This is a genomic window from Pantoea sp. C8B4 (assembly GCF_051336905.1).
GTDB classification, from domain to species: domain Bacteria; phylum Pseudomonadota; class Gammaproteobacteria; order Enterobacterales; family Enterobacteriaceae; genus Pantoea; species Pantoea rwandensis_B.
Genome location: NZ_JBGMNK010000003.1, coordinates 191,227 through 210,388, shown reverse-complemented (window position 1 = coordinate 210,388; position 19,162 = coordinate 191,227). Strand labels below are relative to the sequence as shown.

The following is a 19,162-nucleotide window of genomic DNA, read 5'->3' as shown; positions in this document are numbered from 1 at the left end:
GTGAGGCCTCAATCAGAGTAGTTGACCCATGTAAATGGCGTTGCTGCGCATAATCGGCGTGAAACCGAGACGTTGATAAAAGCCGCACACCTTCTCGTTTTGCAGACTCACGCCCAGATAAACACCCGGCACGCCAGCGGCGCGCAGATCCTGCAACAGCTGCTCAATCAGTTTTCTTCCCCAGCCGCCCTGTTGCGCTGGCGGCAGCAGATTGATATGCAGATGCGCGGGCCATTGCGCCACCAGTTGCTCTGCAGCGGCATCCGGCTGAAGGATGGCATCCAGGACTTTACTGTCGAGTGGCGCGCGCGGCGTGTAATCGCGATATTGCTGTTGCAGTGGCGGCCACCACTGCGCATTCAGTTCTGCTTCGAAGGCGCGTGTATCTGCCACCGCCACCGCATAGCCCATCACTTCCCCATTTATTTCAAGTGCATAGGAAAATTCGGGTGCAAAGCGTGCGTAAGGAATGACAAAGCGCAGGCCCGGCAGCGCCGGGTCAGAATAGAGCGCGGTGGCGTCAGTTCCCGCATTGGCCGTTTCTAAGCAGATACGCGACAGGGCTGGAAAATCGCTCTCGCGGGTTCGGCGAATAACACCTTTAGCCGTCATGGTGGAGCCTCTGTGGTCATGAGATGAACAGATTTTACGGTAAATAAAGCTGACTTAGTTTTCAAGGTGTAATAATTGCGCGACCGCACAACACGGAGGTAAATCCTGGTGGTGAGCTATCACGCAAATGTCCGCCTATAGCGGCGCAGAGCCTATGCCGCCTGCGTTCAGCGCTGATTTAACCGTCGCAGCCTGTCGAACATCACATTAACTATAGAATTTTCATATGGTCTGTCAGTAGGTTAATGCTGTCGATTAGCGTGAGTGAATTATGCTGGCAGCAGGTGTGAGTCATCTTCAGGTGTACGCTTTTGCGTCTGACAGACAGGATTCTCTGCTGTGTAGTCCGCTTTTCTTCTCACAATTTGCACTGTATCACAGAGCAAAAATTCCGCAGTGAGGGTGTTTGACTTTCTTTTGTGCATAAAGTAAGTATGAATTAACGTCGTTATTGCTGCTGAATCAACCTGCCAGGACCTGCAGGTGTCGCAATGAAGGGATGCCAGTCATCTGTTGGAGAAACCGAGCATGATGTGTGATTCAACCAAACGTCCGTCCCGTATGAAAAGCTCACTGCGCGTGGTATCGCGTCTGGTTTCAGCCGGGATCTTGCTCGGTGCAACCCTGGCGACGGCGCAAGCGGTGACGCTGAACGAATGGGATATTTATAACTATCCACAGCAGACCGAGGCGGTGGATGAAGCGGTGAAAGCGTTCCAGCAAAAGAATCCGGGCATCACCATTCAGCGCTCGGTGCACTCTTTTGAAGATACTCGTATTCCACTGAAGCTGGCGCTGACCGCCGGTGATGGCCCGCAAATCGCCCAGGTCAATCAGGGCGGTGGCGATATGGGTTCGCTGGTGAAAGACAAACTGCTGTGGCCGCTGGACGACTACGCCAAAACCTATGGCTGGACCACGCGCTTCCCGGACTCGATCCTCAAGCGTAACCGCTGGTCAGATAAGCAGGACTTTGGCAGTGGTCAGCTTTACGGTGTCGCCAGCCTCGGTGAAATGGTGGGGCTGTATTACAACAAGGCTTTGCTGGACAAGGCGGGTGTTGCCGTACCGAAAACCCTGCCTGAACTCGAAGCGGCAATGGAGAAGCTGAAAGCTGCGGGCACGCCACCGATGATGCTCGGCCTGCTGGACGGTAATATGGGCCAACAGCTGCTGAGTACCGTATGGGAAGCACAGATTGAGAGCAAAGATCGCAAAGCCCTCGATGATCTGATTTACGACGTGGGTGGCACCTTCAAAGACGACAAGCTGGTGAAAGCGGCGAGCATGATGAAGAGCTGGAAAGACAAAGGCTACTTCTTCCCCGGCTTTGAAGGCATTGGCCATGATGATGCGGCCACCCTGTTCCAGAATGGGCAGGCCGCGTTCCTGGTGAGCGGCACCTGGTATCTCGGCCAGTTCAAAGACAATAAAGATGTGCACTTTGCAGCGATGCCGATGGGTGAGGGCGTGCAGCATGCCTTGATGGTGGGTGGCACCGATCTGGCGTTCTCGATCACCAACACGGCAAAAACCAAAGAGCAGCAGGATGCGGCGGCTAAATTTATCGACTACATCGTTTCCGACGAGATGGCTAACCGCTGGTTGAAAGTCGGCTTCCTGCCGGCGGGCACCAGCAAGAATGCACAAATCCCAGCGGATAACCCGTTGCTGGCGGAGGCGTATCAGGTATGGGTAACCCTCAACGAGCATGATGGCCTCGGCCATTATCTGGATTGGGCCACGCCGACCATGAATGCTGAGCTGAATCAGAACGTGCAGTTGTTACTGGCAGGACGACAGACGCCGGAGCAGATGGTCACTAATTTCGACAACAACTATCAACGTTACCTGAAAACCCTGAAGCACTGATGACGTCCGGCCCGGCGACGATGCCGGGCCGTGAATTAGCCTGCAAGCGAGTAAGGTTATGCTGAACAAATCTGCCTGGCGCAACGCGCTCTATCTTCTGCCCGCCGTACTGGTCTATGCGGTGTTTCTACTCCTGCCGCTGCTGGCCTCGCTCGGCATCAGTTTCACCGAGTGGGATGGTACTTCCCTGCCGATTTTCACCGGTATCAGTAACTACGTGCGTATGTTCCAGGACCCGGTGTTCTGGGTGGCGCTCGGCAACAATGCGCTGCTGATGTTGTTTTATACCTTGCTGCCGATTGGTGTCGGTTTACTGCTGTGCAGCTTCCTGTATGAAACGCGTAACGGCAAAGAGCGCAGCGTGCTGCGTATTCTGTTTTTCCTGCCGTATATCATGCCGATGGCGGTTTTGGGCGTGGTGTGGCGTTGGTTATATAACCCGGCGTTTGGTCCTATCGATCAGTTCCTGCGCGCCATCGGTTTACCGCAGTTGGCGTTGTCGTGGCTGGGGGATTTCACCTGGGCGTTACCGGCTGTGGGTTTTGTTGCCACCTGGTATTTCTTCGGATTCTGTCTGGTGCTGTTTATGGCCGGTTTGCAGCGCATGGATCCTTCGCTGCTGGAAGCTGCTGATTTGGATGGTTCTTCGCGTCGCCAGAAGTTTATGCGTATTACGCTGCCTTCGCTGCGTCCGGAATTGCGTATTGCGCTGCTGCTGACGGTGATTGCCAGCCTGAAGGCCTTTGACCTGGTGTATGTGATGACGCAAGGCGGGCCGGGCACTTCGACCATGGTGACCAACATCTTTATGTATAAGCAGGGCTTTGATTTGCACTACTTCGGCTACGCGTCAGCGGTGGCCGTGTTCAGTATGTTGATTGTGCTGATGATCAACGCCTGTATTCACTTTGCTATCCGGGAGCGTCACTGATGCGCGGTACGCCTGTTGTTTCTCGCGCGCTCATCTGGATTGTCGCGTTAATGACTATCCTGCCGTTTTTAATGGCGCTGATGACCTCATTCAAAACCCAGATGGAGCTGTTTCAGGGCGTGTTCACACTGCCTGCGTCGCTGAACTTCAAAAACTACGTGACGGCCTGGCAGCAGGGGCACTTCAACGTCTACTTTATGAACTCGGTACTGGTGGTGATTCCGGTGGTGCTCAGCAGTATTTTGTTAGGGATTCTGGCAGGATTTGGTTTTGCCTGGCTGAAAATCCCCGGTAAGAAGCTGATAGCAGCGATGCTGGGCTTAGGCATGGTGCTGCCGAGCGAGGCTTTTATTATTCCGCTTTACCACGAACTGCGTTGGATGGGGCTGACGAATACTTATCTGGCGCTGATCCTGCCGCAAATTGCCTTATCGCTGCCGTTTACCACGCTGATGATTGCCACTGCACTGCAACAGGTGCCGCGCGAGCTGGTGGAAGCCTCGGTGATGGATGGTGCTTCAAGGCGCAAGATATTGTGGGGCATTCTGGTGCCTGCCATTTGGCCCACGCTCTCGACGCTGGCACTGCTGCTGTTTATCTGGACGTGGAATGAATTCCTGATTCCGCTGATTCTGGTCAACAAGGATGAACTGCGCACTTTGCCAATCGGCATGATGTTCTTCCAGAACAAAAACACGATTGATATTCCGGTGCTGATGGCGGGCGCGATGATCGTGATTCTGCCGCTGGTGGCGGTGTTCCTGGTGTTCCAGCGTAAGTTTATCAGTGGTGTGACGGAAGGGGCGGTGAAGTAGGATACGCTTGACGAAAACTTGCAACGTTCAATATTACAGGGCGCAGCCATTGGGCCGCCCGCGTTGTTAGCGGACGTGCCCGTCAAATCGGTTTACAACGCTGCCGCGATTGCCACACCCAACTCTTCTGTTGAAGCGCTGCCGCCGAGGTCGCGCGTCAGGCTATTGCCGGCAGCCAGCGTGCGTTCAATCGCGTCCAGCACGGCGGCACCCGCTTCAGCGTAACCGAGGTGCTCCAGCATCATCGCACCACACCAGATCTGTCCAATCGGGTTTGCTACGCCTTTGCCCGCGATATCCGGCGCTGAGCCGTGTACCGGTTCAAACAGGCTGGGGAATTTCCCTTCCGGGTTGATGTTGGCGGAAGGCGCAATACCGATGGTGCCGGTACAGGCCGGGCCGAGATCTGACAGGATGTCGCCAAACAGGTTGCTGGCCACCACCACATCAAACCAGTCCGGGTGCAGCACGAAGTTCGCCGTCAAAATATCGATATGATACTTATCGACTTTCACTTCCGGGTAACTCGGCGCCATGGCTTCGACGCGGCTGTCCCAATATGGCATGGTGATAGCAATGCCGTTGGATTTGGTGGCAGAAGTCAGGTGTTTTTTCGGACGCTTCTGCGCTAACTCATAGGCAAACTTCAGGATGCGATCGACGCCCGTACGCGTCATCACCGTCTCCTGAATCACCACCTCGCGGTCGGTTCCAGGGAACATGGTACCGCCCACCGACGAGTACTCGCCCTCGGTATTTTCACGCACCACGTAGAAATCGATATCGCCGGGCTGACGATTGGCCAGCGGCGCTTTGACGCCCGGCATCAGGCGAACCGGACGCAGGTTGACGTACTGATCAAATTCGCGGCGGAACTGCAGCAGCGATCCCCACAGCGACACGTGATCCGGTACCACATCTGGCCAGCCCACCGCGCCAAAATAGATGGCATCAAACTGGCTCAGAGTGGCGAACCAGTCATCCGGCAACATCTTGCCATGCTGCTGCCAGTACTCGGCGCTGGCAAAGTCAAACCATTGCCATTCCAGAGAAATATTGAATTTCTTTGCCGCTGCATCCATCACGCGGATGCCTTCTGGCATCACTTCTTTGCCAATGCCATCGCCAGGGATGACGGCGATTTTGTAGGTTTTGCCGCTCATAGGGTTCTCGCAGGTTGCTGTTGATGTTCTGAACGCAGTATAACCATGCATCACCGGGAAATAATTAGCCTGAGCGGCAAGCCAATGTTGAATAAAAGTAGAGAATCGCGTACCTCCACCGACGATCTGGCCTTCTTTGTGCGCGTCGCAGCGCTGGAGAGTTTAACCGCTGCGGCGCGTGAACTCGGGCTATCTCTGCCCGCCGTCAGCAAACGCCTCAGCCACCTTGAACAGCGTCTGGGGGTGCAACTGCTGAAACGCACCACACGGCGACTGGAGCTCACCGCTGAAGGAAAACGCTATCTGGAAGGGGCTCGCCCGTTGCTGGATCAACTGGCAGAGCTGGAGGAGTCGGTGAGCAGCCAGGCGGCGGTGTTGCGTGGCAGCCTGAACATTAACGCCTCATTTGGATTTGGTCGCCGCCATGTTGCCCCCTGCGTGTCCCGTTTTGCTGCGCTGCATCCTGAAGTCTCGTTGTCATTACAACTCAGCAGCCAGCCATTGAATTTCATCGATTCGCACATCGACATTGATATCCGCATTGGCGAACCGCCCGATGCACGGCTCATCGCGCGTAAGTTACGCACTAATCCGCGCGTGCTATGCTGCGCCCCAATTTATGCGGAGCGTCACGGCCTGCCTGACAGTATTGCGGCGCTGTCGCAGCACAACTGTATTCTGCTACGGCAGTACGAGAGTGATTTCGCACTCTGGCGATTGAGTCATGGCCAGCAGCAGGTGACGCAAAAGGTGCAGGGGAGTTTGATCACCAACGATGGCGAAGTGGCGATGCAGTTAGCGATGGATGGGCACGGCATTTTGTTGCGTTCCTGGTGGGATGCCCAGCACATGATTGAACGCGGCGATCTGCTGCATGTGTTGCCAGCATGGAGCAGCGTGGACGGGGATATTTTTGCCGTGTGGCGGCCGCAGCGTCAGTTACCCGCCCGCATTAGCGCCTTTGTCGATTTTTTGCAGTCCGCCTTGTAACTATTAAGTAATATTTGATTATTTATAATCATCATTGACTGTTTGTGAGCATGATCAAACAAATCATTTGCTGTTTAGCCTATAAATTGCCCTGCTTGTGCGTGAATTCATTCTAATGTGAGTGAAATAAATCAATGAGCATAAACAGGGGTGCCTTTGTGCATAGACACTAAAATAACAAAACAGGCAACCTCATTAACGGCATGCGTGAAGCCCAGCGCAGGCCACGACCCTACGTTATCAATGAGGCTAAAATGAAACAGTTTTCTGCAGAAGGGATGATGATTATTGTCGGGATCGTCATCGCGTATATTCTGTTTACCACCTGGCTGACCTGGCGTCTGCGCAGCAAAAACAGCGGCGACTTTATGGCGGGATCCAACGTGATGCCGGCTTTTGTCGTGGGTGTGATGTTAATGTCTGAGTACATCGGCGCGAAATCGACCATTGGTACCGCCCAGGCGGCGTTTGAAGGTGGGTTTGCCGCATCCTGGTCGGTGATTGGTGCCGCGATTGGCTTCCCGCTGTTCGGATTCCTGCTGGTTAAGCGTATTTACAACACCGGAAAAATCACCATTTCGGGTGCGATTGCTGAGCGTTACGGCAACTCAACCAAGAACATCATTTCCCTCATCATGATCTATGCGCTGCTGCTGGTGAATGTGGGGAACTATGTGAGCGGCGCAGCGGCGATCTCGACCGTGTTGAATCTCGATCTCACCACGGCGGCCGTGATCACCGCAATCGTCAGTACCTTCTACTTTATGTTCGGTGGCATGAAGGGTATTGCCTGGGTAACGCTGCTGCACAGCGGACTGAAATATATCGGTATCTTGATCATTCTCGGCGTCGCACTGCATATGACCGGCGGCGTTAGCCCGATGATCAAAGAGATGCCGCATTTCTACTGGACGTGGGACGGTAACATTGGGGCCAGCACCATATTTGCCTGGATGATTGGCACCATCGGTTCGATTTTCTGCACCCAGTTTGTGATTCAGGCCATCGCTTCCACCAAAAGTGCCGCATCCGCCAAGCGCGCTACCTGGGTTGCCTTCTTCTTCTGCATGCCGATTGCGATTGCCATTGCGTTAATTGGCGTGGCGGCGAAGTACCTGCATCCGGATATCAAAAGCCTGTATGCACTGCCGGTGTTCCTGCAGGATATGAGCCCATGGCTGGCCGGGATTGTGACCACCTCGCTGGTGGCCTCCATCTTCGTCAGTGTCAGCACTGTGGCGCTGGCGATTGCCTCGCTGGTGGTCAAAGATTTCTATGTGCCGTATCGCAACCCAACGCCAGAACGTGAATTCCGTATGACGCGCTGGCTGTCGCTGCTGATTGGTTTCCTGCCGTTAATCCTGGTGCTGTTCGTCCCCGAAGTGCTGAAGCTCTCCTTCTTCACCCGCGCGATTCGTCTGTCGATCTCGGTGGTGGCGATTATTGCCTTCTACCTGCCGTTCTATAAAAGTACGCGCGGGGCGAATGCCGGTCTGATTGGGGCCTGCGTGGTCACCACCGTCTGGTATCTACTCGGCGATCCGTTCGGCATCAACAATATGTATGTGGCGTTGATTACGCCTGCAGTGATCATGGTGATTGATCGCCTGATCCCTTCGGCACAAACGCACGACAAAAAAGCACCAAAATCTTCAATGCAAAACAGTGGAGCCTGATATGACCGATTCAACGATTACCGTCGAACGTAACGGTAACCTTCATCCGCACGCGCAGGATGCGCAGCAGCTCACGGCGATGCTGCCTTCGGTCTGTCCGCAGAATCACGCCGCTAATTTGCTGCCGCTGCCCAACGGCGACCTGCTGTGTGTCTGGTTTGGCGGCACGCAGGAAGGGATTGCCGATATCTCTGTGTGGTGCTCACGCCTGGAACAAGGCAGCAGCCAGTGGAGCGAAGCGCAAAAACTCTCGGATGATTCGACGCGCTCGGAGCAGAACCCGGTGCTGTTCCTCGATCCTGACCAGGTATTGTGGCTGTTATGGACAGCGCAGAAGTCAGGTAATCAGGACACGGCCATTGTGCGCTATCGCCAGTCGCGCGATTTCGGCCGCAACTGGAGCGCCATCGACACGCTGCTTGATCAGCCCGGCACCTTTATTCGCCAGCCAATTACCGTGTTACCGAATGGCAACTGGCTGTTGCCGGTGTTCTATTGCCGCACTCAGCCGGGCGTAAAATGGGTCGGTAATGACGACATTAGCGCGGTAAAAATCTCCAGTGATAAAGGCAAAAGCTGGCGTGATGTGGCGGTGCCGGATAGCCTCGGCTGTGTGCACATGAACATTACTTTATTGCAGGATGGCAGCTTACTGGCGCTGTATCGCAGCCGTTGGGCGGACTTTATCTATCAAAGTCGTTCGACGGATGGCGGTGAAAGCTGGAGTGCGCCAGCGGCAACTGAACTGCCCAATAACAACTCCTCTATTCAGGTGACCACACTGAATAACGGCCATCTGGCGCTGGTGTTCAACGCCATGAGTGCCAAAGATGCCAGCGAGCGTCGCCTGTCGCTGTATGACGAAATCGAAGATGAGGATGACGATGTGGCGGTGGCGGCCGAGCCGGTGGTGCACACCGGACGCACCGCGTTCTGGGGGGCACCGCGTGCACCGATGACGCTGGCCATCTCCCCGGATGGCGGCCAAAGCTGGCCGTGGCAGCGTCATCTCGACGAAGGCGACGGCTACTGCATGACCAACAATTCGCAGCAGAAGCTCAACCGTGAGTTCTCGTATCCCAGCATCAAGCAGAGTGAGGACGGCGCACTGCATATCGCCTACACCTATTTCCGTCAGGCGATTAAGTACGTCCGCGTTAACGAAGCGTGGGCGAGGGGAGAGCAATGAGCCGACACGCGCTGGTGACGGGGGTTAGCTCCGGGATTGGTGCGGCGATTGCCGATCATCTGCTGGCGCAGGGCTGGCAGGTGACGGGATTTAGCCGCACGCTGGTAAAGAAAGATCACCCCGCCTTTACCTCGGTGAGTGTGGATCTGTTTGATGCCCGATTGCTGAAGCAGGCGCTGGCTGTTTTACCCAAGGTGGATGCGCTGGTGCATGCCGCAGGCATGATGGCGGCTGCGCCACTCGGCGATCTTGATGAGGAGCAGAGTGCGCGCCTGTGGTATCTGCATGTGCAGGTGGCGCAGATCATGGCGAACGCGCTGCAGCCGCAGATGACGCAGGGCGACCGCATTTTGCTGATCGGCAGTCGCACTTCACGCGGTGCCGCTCATCGCAGCCAGTATGTCAGCACCAAAGCGGCGATGGTCGGTATGGCGCGAAGCTGGGCGGCTGAATTAGCGCCGCAGGGAATTACTGTGAATGTGATCGCGCCCGGTGCCACCGAGACGCCCATGCTGCTGCAACCCGGCCGTGCCAGTTCCCCCCCGAAGCTGCCCCCTATCGGACGCTACATCAAGCCCGAGGAAGTGGCGGCGCTGGCGGGGTTTGTGCTGTCACCCGCTGCAGATGCAATAACCGGGCAGGAATTGGTGATCTGCGGTGGAGCGTCGTTGTAGATAGCGGTTTTGTGCTGTTACCCGCAGCTGATGCGATTACCGGGCAAGAGTGAGTGATTTGCGATAGAGCGTCGTTGTAGCGAGCAGGCAATATGCTGCCCCCTCATCCGTCTTCCCTGAATCCCGCCCAGGATTCAGGGAGTAATGGCACGAAAGCGGGTGGGTTAAGGGAAGCACATGCACCGTTTTAACCTATTTCCCTCGCAATGCCGTGACATCCACCTGCCAGATATTCAGTTTGTTATACAGCGCGGTCCGTGAAATCCCCAGCTGCTGTGCTGACTGACGCAGGTTGCCTCTCTGCTCACTCACCACCTGCAATACATGCTGCCGTTCATTTTCCTGCAATGATGTTAAAACACTGGATTGTGGTGGCCAGACGCGCTGCGTCATCTCTTCCGGCAAATCCGGTTTGCCAATCTCCAGCCCTTCACACAAATTCACCATGCGTTCAACCAGGTTCTCCAGTTCACGTACGTTGCCCGGCCAGTGCCACGCCTGTAAGCAGTGCATGGCTTCAGACGACACCTGCGGTGCGATGCGTTTCAATCGGGTACAGAGCGCCTGAATAAACGTATTCACCAGACCTGGAATATCTTCCTGGCGTTCACGTAGCGGCGGAATGGCTAATGAAATCACGTTAAGACGGTAATACAGGTCGCGGCGAAAGGCGCCTTTCTCTACGGCATCCAGCAGATTACAGTGCGTGGCGGCAATGATGCGCACATTGACCTTAAGCGGATGCGCGGCGCCGATACGCACCACTTCACTCTCTTGTAATACGCGCAGCAGGCTGGTTTGCGCTTCCAGCGGCATTTCGCCAATTTCATCCAAAAACAGCGTGCCGCCATCCGCCAGCTCGAATTTTCCCGCGGAGCCGCCGCGCCGGGAACCGGTGAATGCGCCATCGACATAGCCAAACAGCTCACTTTGCACCAGGTCACGCGGCAGTGCGCCGCAGTTGAGAGCGATAAAGGGCTCCTGATGCCGTGGGCTGGCGTTATGGATCGCCTGCGCGAACAGCTCCTTGCCGGTGCCGCTTTCACCGCTTAACAGCACGGTGCTATCGGTGCGGCTGCTGGCGCGTGCCTTCTGAATGGCCTGCTGCACGCGCGGAGCGTGGCCGCGAATCATCTCAAAGGTATAACTGGCGCTGACGCCCATTACCTGCCGCGTAATCGCCCGGATGCGCTGGTTCTCGCGCAGTGACAGCACACGTCCACCATCGGGTGCCGGCATCAATGAAATCAGGCAGGAGAGGGGCTGCACGCCATCCGGGATAAACTGCAACTCACGGTCATTACAGAATGGCATGGTCAGCAGCGATCCTCCCTGGGGTTGCAGTAACACATCAATCGGCCCGGCTTGAGGATCGAGACCACTAAAGATCTGCCGCGCATAGCGGTTTAACGTTTTGATCCGTCCGTGGCGATCGCAGACGATCACGCCCTCATTCAGGGTTTCCAGGATCGACTGTTGTTCCGCCAGCAAACTGCGCAACATTAATTGTTGTCCCACCGCTTCCGCAGCGGCCTGCACCGTGCCCAGCGTGTGCGCATTGAAGTTATCCGGTGTGGCGGTGAGTGTAAGCACGCCGAGTAGTTGGCCGCTGGCATCCCGAATCGGCGCGGCGGCGCACTGGTAGTGGCGCTTACGCAGATCGATTTTCCAGTTTTCCCCGCTCAACACATACACCAGCCGTTGCTCAATCAGGCAACGAGCTGTGCAGTTGGTGCCGAGCACCTCTTCGCTCAGGATGCTACCGATCGGCGTCAAATCAGCGCCGCAAAAATGCAGCGTGACGCCTTGCGCGTCGGTGAGGTTGATATGGCCATCCGGGTTATAGGCCAGCAGGTTTTCCATCACGTTACGCGCCACCACAATCAGCTCAGCATTGTGCGCAAGGATGGCCGCCAGCTCATCCGCCGGTGGCGAAGTGTAGACGAAGGTGTGGGGATCGATGGCACGCTGCTGCGAACGTTGCCATGACTGCAAAATACTGCGGCGCATCCAGCCCGGTTGTTCACCCCTGACAAAGCTGTGCCAGCCCTGCCAGAGCAGGGTATCCCACTCGCCCGCTTCAGACCCTTCCGGCAGGCTGAAGATGGGATCGCTTTCATCTTTAAACGGTAGACGTTCGCTGGTGCGCATCAGCGGCTCCTGACTAATCTGGAATGTCCATTTTATTAACATGTGAAGTTGACATGTAAAGTTTATGTGCAATCTAAGGCGCAAGGCTGTGTAGTGCCTCACACAATTCCCCGTTTGTCAGTTGGCATCTGAATTGCAATGAAATGCCTATCTCCTCTGTCCCGAACGGACATATCCAAAACAGTAAGGAATGATTTATGACATTTCATCTTCAACCGGTTCGTGTGGGTCTGATTGGCGCAGGACGAATGGGCAGCTTCCACGCCGAAAATCTGGCGTATCGCGTACCCGGTGCCACGTTGGCGGCAGTCGCCGATCCGCAGCCCGGTGCTGCAGAAAAACTTGCCAGCAAGCTGGGTGTGGCGAAAGCCTATAGCGATTTGCACGCACTGTTGCGGGATCCGGAAATTGATGCGATTGCGATTGCGGCACCCGCTCGCACCCATGCCGAGTGGGTGATTGCCGCAGCGAATGCCGGTAAGCACGTATTTTGTGAGAAGCCAATGGCGGTCACGCTGGAGGAAGCTGACCGGGCGATTGCGGCCGCCAAAAGCGCGGGAGTGGTGTTGCAGGTGGGCTTCAATCGCCGTTTCGATGCGGGTTTTGCCGCGGCGATAGCGGCAGTGAAGGCAGGCGAGAACGGCATTACGCAGTTAAGTCGTTCTGTGACACGCGATCCGGCGCTGCACGATCCGTCACGCATCCCGCAGTGGACCATTTATCTCGAAACGCTGATCCACGATTTCGACACCCTGCTGCACTTCAATCATGGGGCGAAGCCGGTGGAAGTGTATGCCATCGCCGATGCGCTGGTGCGTCCGGACTTCAAAGATAAAGGTTTGCTGGATACCTCGGTGGTGACGATTCGTTTTGATAACGGAGCGATTGCCATCGCAGAGGCCAACTTCCAGGCGGTGTACGGCTACGACGTGCGCGGCGAGGTGTTTGGCAGTAAAGGGATGCTGCAGGCGGGCCACATCACGTCTTCCAACTGCGTGCGCTACAGCGCGAGTGGTATCAGCATGGAAACTTCGCGTATGGATTCCGATCTGCTGCGCGAAGCCTATGTGGCGGAGATGATCGAGTTTGCCCGCTGCATCCGCACCGGCGAAACACCGCGCGCCACCGGCGAAGATGCACGCAATGCGCTGGAAATTGCGCTGGCCTGCATTGAATCGGTCACCCTCAACCTGCCTGTCAAAGTGGGAGCCCGCTAATGGCTGCTTATCAACTCTCGGTTTGTGCCGAAATGGTGTTCCTCGATCTGCCTTTCGTTGAGCGTGTGAAACGCATTCACGCGCTGGGGTTTGGGATCGAAATCTGGGGATGGGCCAATAAAGACATTGATGCGCTGGTCGCGACAGGTGCGCGATTCACCTCCATGACCGGTTATCTCACCGGCAATCTTACCGACGACGACGAGATCCAACAGCTGCTGCAGAGTGCCGAAGCCTCGCTGGCGGTGGCTGAACGGCTTAACTGCCCAGGGCTAAATCTGCACGGCACTGGGCTGGACGACAAAGGCTTGCCGGTCAAGCCCGTGGAAGTGGTCACTGGTGCGATGTGGCTGAAAGCCGTCGATACGCTGCGTAAAGTGGCGCAACTTGGCGAGCGCGCCGGGCGGGTGTTCACCCTCGAAAACCTCAATCTACCGGTCGATCATCCTGGAACCCCATTCGCGCTGGCCGCCGATACCCTGGCGCTGGTGGAAGCGGTCAACAGCCCGGCGCTGAAGATGAATCTCGACCTTTACCATGCGCAAATTGGCGAGGGCAATTTGATTGAGCTGATTCGTCGTAGCGGTTCTGCCATTGGCGAAGTTCAGGTGGCAGATGTACCGGGTCGCCAGCAGCCGGGAACGGGTGAAATCAACTATCGCGCGATCGCGCGTGCGCTGCAGGAAGTGGGTTACAGCGGCACGGTGGCGATGGAGGGCTGGGCCAGTGGTGACAGTACGGCCGCGCTTGAGCAGTTCCGCGATCACTTCACGATCTAAGCGTTTTACCGCCGGGTATTTGCCTGTTGCCCGGCGTCATAACAATAAAACCTCAACCTACAGGAATCACCTCATGAACATCCGAAACATCGTGCTTTGTCTGTGCTCGCTGCTGCTGAGTTTAAGCGTCAGTGCGAAAACCTTCACCGTCGGCGTTGCGCTGGCTAACTTTGACCTTAACTTTGTCTCGATTCTGCGTACGCAGATGCAGGCAGAGTTAAAAGCCAATCAGCTTGACGGCCAGTTCGTGGATGCCAAAGGGGATGTGGCACTGCAAGTGCAGCAGGTTGATGATTTCATCAACCAGGGCGTGGATGCCATCATTCTCAATCCGGTGGATACGCAGGGTGTGTTGCCGATGATCACCGCTGCGAAGAACGCCAATATCCCGCTGATTTTCGTCAACCGTAAGCCAGAAGTGAAACTGCCGGGTGACATGGCCTATGTCGGTTCTGACTCCGCATTAGGCGGTGAGATGCAGATGGAAGCGTTAGCGAAGAAAATGAATTACAAAGGCAATGTGGCGATTCTGATGGGCGCCCTGTCCAATGAAGAGGCGCGCGAGCGCACCCGTGCGGTCGAAGCGGTGATCGCCAAATACAAAGACATGAAGGTGATTGAGAAGCAGACCGCCAAGTGGCAGCGCAACGAGGCGGTGGATGTGGTGTCGAGCTGGCTGCTGAATCAGCGCCCGATCGATGCGATTGCCGCCAATAATGATGAAATGGCGATTGGTGCCATCATGGCGCTCAGCCAGGCGAAAAATGAAAAGATTCTGGTGGCGGGAATTGATGGCACGCCTGATGGCCAGCAGTTTGTTAAAAACGGCAAGATGGCGCTGACCATTTTCCAGGACGCCAAAGGTCAGGCAACCGGCGCGGTGCAGGTCACAAAGGCACTACTGGATAAACAGAAAGTGCAGGCGTACAACTGGGTGCCGTATCAGACCATTACGCCTGAGAACTACGCGCAGTTTGCTGCGAAGTAAGTCGACGTCAGCGACAGGCGCACTCTGTGGCGCCTGTTCTGCGTGGACAACGCATCACTGTCACATGAACCTGCTCACATCCTTTCCTTTCAATTATTAACGGTCCTAAACTTTCCCATTAACGCGCCGATAATTTCACCACTCAGTCTGATCGTTTGGCCCTTCATTGTTGGGCATCTTAATCAACCTCTGGTGTGGAAAATTGCCATGATCGCAACGCTCTTGTCAGGCCCGGACGCCGCGCCGGTGGAGATGGTTTCACTGCGACGTATTGCACAGCGCGCAGACAGCCTTGCGGTGATCCTTAACTGGGGATTGTGGCCGATTGCGCTCGGCGTAGGATGGATGAATGACGGCTTAACCGTGGCGCTGATGGCCGGTCTGGCGTTGGCACTGCTGTCGACCTTCTTTGGCACCGTCCTGCGCGGAACGCTGACTTCAAGGCTGGTGCTCTCGGCCTTGCTGATCGGCTGGGCAGGTTTACTGATTCAACTCGGCGACGGTGAAACCGAATATCACTTCTCGGTATTTGTATTGATGTCGGTGCTACTGGCGTGGCGCGATATTCGCCCACTGATCATGGGGGCAGCAGCAGCGGCCACGCATCACATCCTGTTTAATTATCTGCAGGAAAACGACCTGTTCGGCGTGGTGGTGTTCCATCATCCGGGCTGGGACATGGTGGTGTTTCATGCACTGTTTGTTGTGGCGCAGACCGCCATCTTGCTGGTGATTGCGCGTCAGATGGCCGCCGATGCACGTTCCGCGAGTGAAGTCGCGGAGCTAGCCTCACGGATCAATCAGCAGGCCGGGTATCTGACGCTGAATGCGGATAGCCAGCAGAGTGAAAGCCCGTTCGCCCGCACCTTCAGTACCACGTTGGGCACCATGCATGGCACGCTTCATCAGGTGAGTCTCGGCGTGAGCGCCTTGTTGACGGAGTCTGAAAGTATATTGCAACGCAACGCTGAACTGTCGACCCGCACCGATGAACAGGCGCAGGCACTGGAAGTCGCGGCCAGTGCGATGACGGAAATCAGCATTGCTGCCAGCTTAACGCGTGACAAAGCACAGAGTGCAAGCGAACTCGCGCGGGATGCACGTGCGGTGGCCACGCACGGAGAGGAGAATATCCAGTCGGCGATGAGCTCAATGGCGAAAATCAGCGAAGAGTCACAGCGGGTGAAAGTGATTTTAGCATTGATCGACGGCATCGCTTTCCAGACCAATATTCTTTCTCTGAATGCTTCAGTAGAAGCGGCGCGCGCCGGCAGTCAGGGGCGTGGTTTTGCCGTGGTGGCAAGCGAAGTGCGCAATCTGGCGATGCGCAGCGAGAATGCTGCCCGCGAAATTCGCCAACTGATGGATGCCAGCAGCCTGAGCACCGAACATGGCACCGTGCAGATTGAACATGCTGCACAGACCATGCGTGATATTCACAGCAGCATCAGCGGATTGTCACAACTGGTTACCGAGCTGTCTGAGATGAGTGAGCAGCAGAATTTGAGCATCGAGCAGATTCAGCAGAGCATTAATAGCATCGATCACAGCGTGCATCACAACGTTCAGCACGTGGCGGAAACCTTGCAGGTGGCGCATCAGCAGCAACAGCAGGCTAACCGATTACAGCAGGCAATTGCGTTATTCAAACTGGATTGAAAATCGGCGAGAGGCAACGTGCAGATCACGACCACTCTGGCTGATAGGGCGCACCGAGGTGCGCCCCTTTTAGCCGGTCAGGCAACACCCTTAACCAGCAACACGCGATAGTTCGCGCCTTTAACCCGGTGGGCTTTTGCTTCCTGATACGCCGGGCTGTAATACCAGGCTTTTGCTGCATCAATATCCGCAAATTCCAGCACCACTAAGCCTTCCGCCTCACGGCCTTCCAGCACTTCAAGATCGCCATAAAACGCCAGCGGCGTGATCTGATGATCGCCGCGTGCCTCACCGGCTTTCTGCGCGTAGGTCGCCAGTTCGTCTTTATCCAGCGTTTCGTCTTTAATCATCACCACATAAGCGGCCATTACTGCTCTCCTCGCGCCTGACGCTTGTCTTCGGTGTTGGTATCGAAATCAGAAGCATCGTGGCGCTCCAGCAGTTGATCCTGCGGTTCAGCACCAAAGGCTTTATTCACTTTGCGGCCACGGATCACCGCTGGACGCTCAGCGATCTCTTTAGCCCAGCGCACCACGTTTTTGTACGACTGCACATCAAGGAACTCGCCGCCGCCATAGATGTTGTTCAGCACCAGATTGCCGTACCACGGCCAGGTCGCGATATCGGCGATGGTGTACTCCTCACCGGCGAGAAAGCGGTTGTTGGCGAGCTGGCGATCCAGCACATCCAGCTGACGCTTGGCTTCCAGCGTGAAGCGGTTGACGGCGTACTCGATTTTTTCTGGCGCGTAGAAGTAGAAATGACCGTAGCCGCCGCCAAGATAAGGCGCAGAACCCTGCAGCCAGAACAGCCAGTTCAGGGTCTCGGTACGGCCTGCGATATCCGCCGGGATGAAGTGACCAAATTTCTCGGCCAGATACAGCAGGATGTTGCCTGATTCGAACACGCGCAGCGGTGGCGTCACTGAGTGGTCACTCAGTGCCGGAATCTTGGAGTTCGGGTTAACGTCAACGAAACCGCTGGAGAACTGATCGCCATCACCGATGCGAATCAGCCAGGCATCGTATTCGGCTTCTTTAGCCCCGACGGCCAGCAGCTCTTCCAGCAGGATGGTGACCTTCTGGCCGTTTGGCGTACCCAGTGAATAGAGTTGCAGCGGATGTTTGCCCACCGGCAGGGTCTTCTCATGCGTCGGCCCGGCGAACGGACGGTTAGTTTTCGCGCCGTTACCTTTGGCTTCCGGGTCCCAGGTCCAGACTTTCGCGGGCTGATACTGATTTTCCGACATAGTGATTTCGCCTTGTTGTGATTGCGTTTTTTGCTGCTACTGAGTGTAGCAGCGACAGATGAAGGCGATTTAACCGCGCTGGCGGTGAGATGCAAAGTGTGATTATGAGAAGTTCTCTTGCGTAAACAGCATAAAGTCCACTTTGCCGGACTGGTAGGTGTCAGGCTGTTCACCCTCTTCGAGATGTTTTAGCAACAAGGTCAACGCCAGCTGAGCATGGCGCAGGGTGTTTTGATCGAGTGTCAGCGTCAGCACGCGCTTCTCGAAAAGCTGGCGGGTGGTGGCATACAGCTCGTGAGTGACGTACATCACTTTGCCGCCGAGCCGATGGCGCGCCAGCGCTTCGTGGATCTGCGTGTTGCCGAGGCCGGTGTTGTAGAGTCCGACGATGTTTTGCGATCCGGCCAGGGTTTTCTCCAGCAGACGGCTGATGCGATCGCGTTCATCCTGCCCGGCAAGAATTTCCCGCAGACGCAGCTGCGGAAAACGCTCCGCCAGCACGGCTTGAAAACCTTCAATGCGCTGACGATGTGCTGAGTAATCGGCGCGGCCACTCACCAGCACCACATCGCCCGGTGCATTGATCATGCTGCCGAGCATCAATCCAGCGGTGCGTCCGGCTTTATATTGATCGATACCGACATGACACAGGCGTGCCGCATTGGGCAGATCCGTCACCATAGTGATCACCGGTACGCCGCGCGCCTGACACGCCGCTAAGGCATCATAAATCAGCGGATTTTCGTGGGCGAAAACAATGAGTGCATCCATCTTTTTACTGCTGGCAGCAATGTGCGCGGCCAGCTTCTCGGGGGCGTTTTCCGGGATAAGCGTGCGATGCAGGCGCAGGCGACGATAGCCCAGCTCATCAGCCAGTCGGGCAAAGTCCTGTGCCAGTTGCTGAAAGAAGAACGAACCGTTGCCGCTAAGCAGGACTTCAATCTGCCAGCTATGGCGATGCTCCTCTGGCAAAATACGCTTCAAACCCGCATCCCGCGCCGCCTGCAGGATTTTTTTAGTCATCGCCGGGGACACACCACCGCGATCGTTTAATACCCGATCAACCGTGGCCACGCCCACGCCTACTTGCTTCGCCAACTCCGCCAGCGTCAGTGCTTTCATCTGAGGTAATTCCATCAAAAACCGCGTTCAGCTAGCCTGCCAGAAAGCGCTATTTTGACAACATCGGCAATTCCG

Annotated in this window: 17 protein-coding genes; 11 read left to right on the top strand and 6 right to left on the bottom strand. The window is 55.9% G+C overall.

Translation table 11 applies throughout. From position 1 onward, the window contains the following. Positions 1–12: 12 nt before the first annotated feature. Complete coding sequence (locus tag ACCW76_RS05640) at positions 13–612, bottom strand: GNAT family N-acetyltransferase (protein WP_200680776.1); 600 nt, start codon at positions 610–612, stop codon at positions 13–15. A 528-nt stretch (positions 613–1,140) separates the two neighbouring features. On the opposite strand from ACCW76_RS05640, the gene ACCW76_RS05635 reads away from it, so the two are divergent. From ACCW76_RS05635 to ACCW76_RS05625, 3 genes are read left to right on the top strand one after another with little or no spacing between them, the layout of a single operon-like run. Continuing rightward, a complete protein-coding gene (locus tag ACCW76_RS05635; RefSeq protein ID WP_156150551.1) occupies positions 1,141–2,484 on the top strand; it encodes an extracellular solute-binding protein in 1,344 nt (447 codons plus the stop codon). Between the two features lie 58 nt (positions 2,485–2,542). Next, the gene (locus ACCW76_RS05630) at positions 2,543–3,415 is read left to right on the top strand and encodes a carbohydrate ABC transporter permease (protein ID WP_038643559.1); all 873 of its coding nucleotides are present in this window, start codon (positions 2,543–2,545) and stop codon (positions 3,413–3,415) included. Next, the gene (locus ACCW76_RS05625; RefSeq protein ID WP_045815990.1) at positions 3,415–4,230 is read left to right on the top strand and encodes a carbohydrate ABC transporter permease; all 816 of its coding nucleotides are present in this window, start codon (positions 3,415–3,417) and stop codon (positions 4,228–4,230) included. The genes ACCW76_RS05630 and ACCW76_RS05625 overlap by 1 nt, the downstream gene beginning before the upstream one ends. A 92-nt stretch (positions 4,231–4,322) precedes the next feature. Here ACCW76_RS05625 and ACCW76_RS05620 read toward each other — a convergent pair whose 3' ends face one another. Continuing rightward, the gene (locus ACCW76_RS05620) at positions 4,323–5,393 is read right to left on the bottom strand and encodes a tartrate dehydrogenase (protein ID WP_038643556.1); all 1,071 of its coding nucleotides are present in this window, start codon (positions 5,391–5,393) and stop codon (positions 4,323–4,325) included. Positions 5,394–5,477: 84 nt separating this feature from the next. Here ACCW76_RS05620 and ACCW76_RS05615 point away from each other — a divergent pair, with 84 nt between their 5' ends. The 4 genes from ACCW76_RS05615 (at position 5,478) to ACCW76_RS05600 (ending at position 9,922) form a co-directional block, all read left to right on the top strand. Beyond that, a complete protein-coding gene (locus tag ACCW76_RS05615; RefSeq protein ID WP_045815993.1) occupies positions 5,478–6,383 on the top strand; it encodes a LysR family transcriptional regulator in 906 nt (301 codons plus the stop codon). 254 nt (positions 6,384–6,637) lie between these two features. After that, positions 6,638–8,059, top strand: coding sequence for a sodium:solute symporter family protein (locus ACCW76_RS05610; RefSeq protein ID WP_045815994.1), 1,422 nt, complete (start codon positions 6,638–6,640; stop codon positions 8,057–8,059). 1 nt (position 8,060) lies between these two features. Next, positions 8,061–9,248, top strand: coding sequence for a sialidase family protein (locus tag ACCW76_RS05605; protein WP_436337981.1), 1,188 nt, complete (start codon positions 8,061–8,063; stop codon positions 9,246–9,248). Next, the gene (locus ACCW76_RS05600; RefSeq protein ID WP_038643550.1) at positions 9,245–9,922 is read left to right on the top strand and encodes an SDR family NAD(P)-dependent oxidoreductase; all 678 of its coding nucleotides are present in this window, start codon (positions 9,245–9,247) and stop codon (positions 9,920–9,922) included. The genes ACCW76_RS05605 and ACCW76_RS05600 overlap by 4 nt, the downstream gene beginning before the upstream one ends. Before the next feature lie 192 nt (positions 9,923–10,114). Here the strand turns inward: ACCW76_RS05600 and ACCW76_RS05595 are convergent, their stop codons facing one another. Next, complete coding sequence (locus ACCW76_RS05595) at positions 10,115–12,073, bottom strand: sigma-54-dependent Fis family transcriptional regulator (protein WP_436337980.1); 1,959 nt, start codon at positions 12,071–12,073, stop codon at positions 10,115–10,117. Between the two features lie 197 nt (positions 12,074–12,270). Here ACCW76_RS05595 and ACCW76_RS05590 point away from each other — a divergent pair, with 197 nt between their 5' ends. From ACCW76_RS05590 to ACCW76_RS05575, 4 genes are all read left to right on the top strand, one after another. Beyond that, positions 12,271–13,290, top strand: a complete 1,020-nt coding sequence (locus ACCW76_RS05590) for a Gfo/Idh/MocA family oxidoreductase (protein ID WP_045831878.1) — start codon at positions 12,271–12,273, stop codon at positions 13,288–13,290. Next, the gene (locus tag ACCW76_RS05585) at positions 13,290–14,069 is read left to right on the top strand and encodes a TIM barrel protein (RefSeq protein ID WP_436337979.1); all 780 of its coding nucleotides are present in this window, start codon (positions 13,290–13,292) and stop codon (positions 14,067–14,069) included. The genes ACCW76_RS05590 and ACCW76_RS05585 overlap by 1 nt, the downstream gene beginning before the upstream one ends. Positions 14,070–14,142: 73 nt before the next feature. Next, entirely contained in the window at positions 14,143–15,057 is a 915-nt protein-coding gene (locus ACCW76_RS05580) for a substrate-binding domain-containing protein (RefSeq protein WP_436337978.1), read from the top strand. 207 nt (positions 15,058–15,264) lie between these two features. After that, positions 15,265–16,716, top strand: a complete 1,452-nt coding sequence (locus tag ACCW76_RS05575; RefSeq protein WP_436337977.1) for a methyl-accepting chemotaxis protein — start codon at positions 15,265–15,267, stop codon at positions 16,714–16,716. A gap of 77 nt (positions 16,717–16,793) precedes the next feature. Here ACCW76_RS05575 and ACCW76_RS05570 read toward each other — a convergent pair whose 3' ends face one another. The 3 genes from ACCW76_RS05570 to ACCW76_RS05560 all read right to left on the bottom strand — a co-directional run bounded on the left by ACCW76_RS05570 (position 16,794) and on the right by ACCW76_RS05560 (position 19,087). Then, on the bottom strand, positions 16,794–17,084 hold the full coding sequence (locus tag ACCW76_RS05570) for a DUF1330 domain-containing protein (RefSeq protein WP_436337976.1): 291 nt from the start codon (positions 17,082–17,084) through the stop codon (positions 16,794–16,796). Then, a complete protein-coding gene (gene yghU, locus ACCW76_RS05565; protein WP_038643540.1) occupies positions 17,084–17,965 on the bottom strand; it encodes a glutathione-dependent disulfide-bond oxidoreductase in 882 nt (293 codons plus the stop codon). Before yghU ends, ACCW76_RS05570 begins: the two co-directional genes overlap by 1 nt. 102 nt (positions 17,966–18,067) lie before the next feature. After that, the gene (locus tag ACCW76_RS05560; protein WP_045816001.1) at positions 18,068–19,087 is read right to left on the bottom strand and encodes a LacI family DNA-binding transcriptional regulator; all 1,020 of its coding nucleotides are present in this window, start codon (positions 19,085–19,087) and stop codon (positions 18,068–18,070) included. Positions 19,088–19,162: the final 75 nt, after the last annotated feature.